The 4,358-nt window shown below is 73.5% G+C and carries 4 protein-coding genes and 3 tRNA genes; 5 read left to right on the forward strand and 2 right to left on the reverse strand.

The window, feature by feature from the left end; all coding sequences use genetic code 11:
- From ACFWEJ_RS27510 to ACFWEJ_RS27530, 5 genes are all read left to right on the forward strand, one after another.
- Positions 1–1,193 (forward strand): CPBP family intramembrane glutamic endopeptidase (locus ACFWEJ_RS27510; RefSeq protein ID WP_377232352.1); only part of this gene is annotated, 1,193 nt, incomplete at its 5' end.
- Entirely contained in the window at positions 1,190–2,050 is an 861-nt protein-coding gene (locus ACFWEJ_RS27515) for an HAD family hydrolase (protein WP_377232353.1), read from the forward strand. The genes ACFWEJ_RS27510 and ACFWEJ_RS27515, both read left to right, overlap by 4 nt.
- Before the next feature lie 180 nt (positions 2,051–2,230).
- A tRNA-Gln gene (locus ACFWEJ_RS27520) sits at positions 2,231–2,302 on the forward strand.
- A gap of 88 nt (positions 2,303–2,390) precedes the next feature.
- A tRNA-Glu gene (locus ACFWEJ_RS27525) sits at positions 2,391–2,463 on the forward strand.
- A 37-nt stretch (positions 2,464–2,500) separates the two neighbouring features.
- Positions 2,501–2,573: transfer RNA gene (locus ACFWEJ_RS27530), tRNA-Glu, on the forward strand.
- Positions 2,574–2,742: 169 nt separating this feature from the next.
- Here ACFWEJ_RS27530 and ACFWEJ_RS27535 read toward each other — a convergent pair.
- On the reverse strand, positions 2,743–3,834 hold the full coding sequence (locus ACFWEJ_RS27535) for a PH domain-containing protein (RefSeq protein WP_377232354.1): 1,092 nt from the start codon (positions 3,832–3,834) through the stop codon (positions 2,743–2,745).
- Between the two features lie 139 nt (positions 3,835–3,973).
- Complete coding sequence (locus tag ACFWEJ_RS27540) at positions 3,974–4,144, reverse strand: hypothetical protein (RefSeq protein ID WP_020013705.1); 171 nt, start codon at positions 4,142–4,144, stop codon at positions 3,974–3,976.
- Positions 4,145–4,358 lie beyond the last annotated feature (214 nt).

Here is a 4,358-nt window from a genome sequence, read left to right on the forward strand (position 1 = left end):
CGGCGGCTCCGACTGGGGTGGCGCCGGCCGGTGCGGCGCCGGCCGGCGCGGCGCCGTCGTCGGCCTGGGACCCGGCCCCGCCGCCGCAGGTGCTGCCGCCCGGGCCGCGCGTGTACCCGCAGGCCCTCCGGGGCCCGCGGCACCGCTGGTGGCGGCCCCTGGTCGGGCTGGCCGCGATCGCCGTCGGCGTGGTCGTGATCTTCGGGGCGATGCTGCTGTACGCCCTCGTGTGGATCGTCGCGCAGGCGCTGGGCACCCAGCTCCCGGACCCGGCCAATGTCACCGACGCCTGGTTCGTGTCGCCGGCCGGCCTGCTCGTGACGAACCTCGGCCTCGCGCTCGGCATCCCGCTCGCGCTCCTCGCGACCTGGGCGCAGGCCCGGCGCAGCGGCCTGGTCTCCTCCGTGCTGGGGCGGGTGCGCTGGCGCCTGCTGCTCGGCGGGCTCGGGATGTCGCTGCTGCTCCTGGTGCCGCTCACGATCGGCACGAGCGTCCTGCTGGCCCAGCTCGGCGCGCCCGACGCCGGGGCCGGGGCTGCGGGCGGACCGGGCGCCGACGACGCCGGCCTGTGGCCGCTCACCCCGGCGTCCGGCTGGCTCATGCTCGCGCTGGTGGTCCTGCTGACGACGCCGCTGCAGGCGGCCGGCGAGGAGTACTTCTTCCGCGGCTGGCTGACGCAGTGGATGGGCAGCATGCTGCGCCGGCGGTGGGTCGCCGTGCTGGTGCCCGCCGTGGTCTCGGCCCTGCTGTTCGCGCTGGCGCACGGCACGCAGAGCCCGTGGCTGTTCGCCGACCGGCTGGTGTTCGGCCTGGTCGCGAGCCTGCTCGTGTGGCGCACCGGCGGACTGGAGGTCGCCGTCGCGCTGCACGCGGCGAACAACCTGGTGGCATTTGGCCTCGCGGTCGCCTACGACGGGCTCCAGGACTCGCTGCTGATCACCGAGGTGGCGCCGTCCGAGGGGGCGGTGAGCATCGGTGTCACGCTGGTGACGACCGCGGTGCTGCTCTGGTGGGCACGGCGCCGCAGGCCGACGCTGGTGGTGACGGATCCCGTGCCGGTGGTGAGTCCGGTGGCGGGGCTGGCGGAGTACGAGCGGGCCGAGCGCGAGCGGGCGGAGTACGAGCGGGCCGAGTACGAGCGGGCCGAGTACGAGCGAGCAGAGCACGAACGAGCACAGGGAGAGACGGCATGACGATCGAGGGCATCCTGTTCGACGTCGACGACACCCTCGTCGACACCAAGGGCGCCTTCGCGCGGGCGCTGGAGGCCGTGCGGGCGGAGCACCTGCCGCACGTCCCGGCCGAGCGCGACCCGGAGATCCTGTCGCACTGGCGCACCGACCCGGGCGGCTTCTACAGCCGGTACACGCGGGGCGAGATGGACCACGTGACGCAGCGTCGGCACCGGGCGGCGCTGCTGCACGAGACGTTCGGCGCCGCGCCGGTCACGGAGACGTCCTTCGAGGCGTGGGACGCGCTGTTCTGGGGCACGTTCGAGCGGTCGTGGACCGCGCACGACGACGCCCGAGCCGCCGTCGACGCAGCCCTCGCGGCGGGGCTCCGCGTCGGCGTGGTGACGAACGCCGCCACGGAGCTCCAGGAACGGAAGCTCAAGGTCGCCGGGCTGGGTGACCTGCCCGTGCTCGTCGGGGTCGACACCCTGGGCTTCGGCAAGCCGGACCCCCGCGTGTTCGCGGAGGGCGCCCGCAAGCTGGGCGTCGAGCCGTCCCGTACCGCCTACGTGGGCGACGAGCCCACCGTGGACGCCCTGGCGGCCCACGAGGCGGGCCTGACGGGCGTCTGGCTGGACCGGGCGGGCCACCGCCGGGGTCCGGGCTACGGCGGCCACGCCGGGCCGGGTGCAGGGCTGTCCGACGCCGCGATCGCCGGCGCCGTGCCGTCTGCTCCCGGCCAGCCCAATGCCGCGCAGCGCGCGGTCCTGCAGGGCGACCCGCAGGACCCGGAGGCGCTGCGTGCGGCGGGTGTCGTGGTGATCGAGACGCTCGCGGAGCTCCCGTCGGCACTGGGCTACGGCACCGCGCTCGCCTGACGCCCCGGGGGCGTTCGGAACATGCTGAGAACGCCGTCATCCGACCCGATCGGACACGGGTGACGGACGGCACGCCCATTCCGTTTTGCCCACCGCCCGAGGTCAGGTAATGTTCTCCAGCGGTAGGGCCCCCACGGAATGCCTGTCGGAGACAGGTGTATCCAGGCGGTCATACCCCCATGGGGTATGGTGTAATTGGCAGCACGAGTGGTTCTGATCCACTTAGTCTAGGTTCGAGTCCTGGTACCCCAGCGCAGAGCACTGCGCATCCACACTGACGCAAGTCGGTCGTTGGGTGCGCTATCGTTCTCACGGTGCCGGTTCATACCGGTAGTTCAAGGCCCCCATCGTCTAGCGGCCTAGGACGCCGCCCTCTCACGGCGGTAACGCGGGTTCAAATCCCGCTGGGGGTACGCAGTCCACCGGCTTCGGTCGGCGGGCTAGTTCAAGGCCCCCATCGTCTAGCGGCCTAGGACGCCGCCCTCTCACGGCGGTAACGCGGGTTCAAATCCCGCTGGGGGTACACATCAAGGCCCGGTCCACACGGACCGGGCCTTTTGCTGTCGAGGGCCGGGCCGTCGAACGTAGGGTTCGTCGGTCTCTGAGCCCTCATGGGCCGAGCATGCCTACGTTCGCCGCCTCGACTCCCCGACGCCTCGACGCCTCGACGCCTGGCCGCTCGGCCGGCCGGGTCAGCGGATCTTCGGGTCCTTGCCGCCCTCGATGAACGGGTGGGGCAGGGCGTCGGACCCGTCGGTCGCGGACGTCGGCCCGCCGGGCACGTGGTCGCCGCCCTTGCCGTCGCTGGTCCGGCCCGGCACTCGCCCGGTGCCCGACGACGCCGCCACCGAGGGCGTGCCGCTCGTCGACGGCCGGGCGGCACCCGTGAGCTCGCCGCTGCCCGGGCGGGTGCCGCCGGCACCGTCGTCCGGGGCGATGCCGCCGGACCGGACGCCACCCGGCAGGACGCCGGCCGAGCCTGCACCGTGCATGCCGGAGCCGTGCGAGCCGGCACCGGCCGGGCCGGCACCGGATGAGTCAGCACCGTAGGAGCCGCCGTCCGACGCGGAGCCGTCCGGTGCGGCACCCGGGGCCTGGCCGCCCGGGCCCGCCAGGTCCCGCAGCGCCGGCACCTCGATGCGCTGCGTGGGCGGGTTGCTGCGCCGTCCGATCCGCGGCATGAGCGCGGGCGGTGCGGCGGGCGGGGGCGTCTCGACCGGCGGCACCGCCTGCGGGCGGAAGTCTGGGTCGGCCTGGGCTGCCGCCTCGGCGGAGTCCGGGTGGAAGAGCGTCGCGATGATGAGCCGGTACCGGGAGTCGGGGCGCGGGATCCAGGTGACACGGTCGAACGCCTGGTCCTGGCCCGCGGTCTCGAAGACGAAGGTGCCGAAGCCGAGCACCTGGCCCAGCGGGGTGCGCTCGTACCCGAGGTCGGTCACCTTCTCGGCCGGCATCATCGCCACCCGGTGCACCAGGAGCCCGGTGAGCAGCATCAGCCGGCGGTCGGTCATCACGAACCACTCGGCCCGCCAGTCCAGCCACTTGTAGAGCAGCCGCAGGCCGAGCACCAGGAACGGCAGCCACACCCAGGCGAGCCCGTCGCGGACGTCCGGGTCCACCGCGACGAGGATCGCCAGCCCCAGGACGAACGCCCCGGTCGTGGTGAGGATCGGCTCCCAGAGCCTGGCCCAGTGCCGCCGTGTGGCGACGATCACCTTCTCGTCCGCGAGGATGTACCGCTGCAGGGCGCGATGACGGATCACGAAGTCCGCTGCTGCGCTCATGCGGGTCTCCCCGGGTGCGTTCGGAATGGTCCCCTTGCCGTGGGCACGCCCGCCGGCGGACCCACCGGGCGGGAGCCTGGTGCGGATCGGCGGCGGGTCTGCCCGAGGAACCCCGAGCCCCGCCGCCGACCCTACGTCGTCACCGGCCGATCGACCCGGTGAAGAGCTCCTCGAAGAAGGTGCCGATGTTCGCGATGGCACCCCAGATGACGTCCCAGAGGGCGAGCACGACGTCGGCGGATCGCTCGGGGTCGTTGATGACCGAGTAGAGCAGGAAGATCACCACGACCCAGATGATGATGAGTCTCACCTTAGGCGGCATCAGATTCCTCCGACGTTGGTGCGCGCGCACCGGGTGTGCACACGTCGCGGACGAGACTACTGACACCACCCGGACCTGGGGAATCACCACGCCCGGCGTGGCGGGCCAACGCTCACGGACCGCTCACATCGACCGCACACGTCGTGCGCACCGGAGCGCCGGACGGCGCCCGCGCGGCCCGGCGGAGCGGTGGGGCGGGCGC

Source organism: Promicromonospora sp. NPDC060204, from assembly GCF_042728455.1.
Lineage (GTDB): Bacteria > Actinomycetota > Actinomycetes > Actinomycetales > Cellulomonadaceae > Promicromonospora.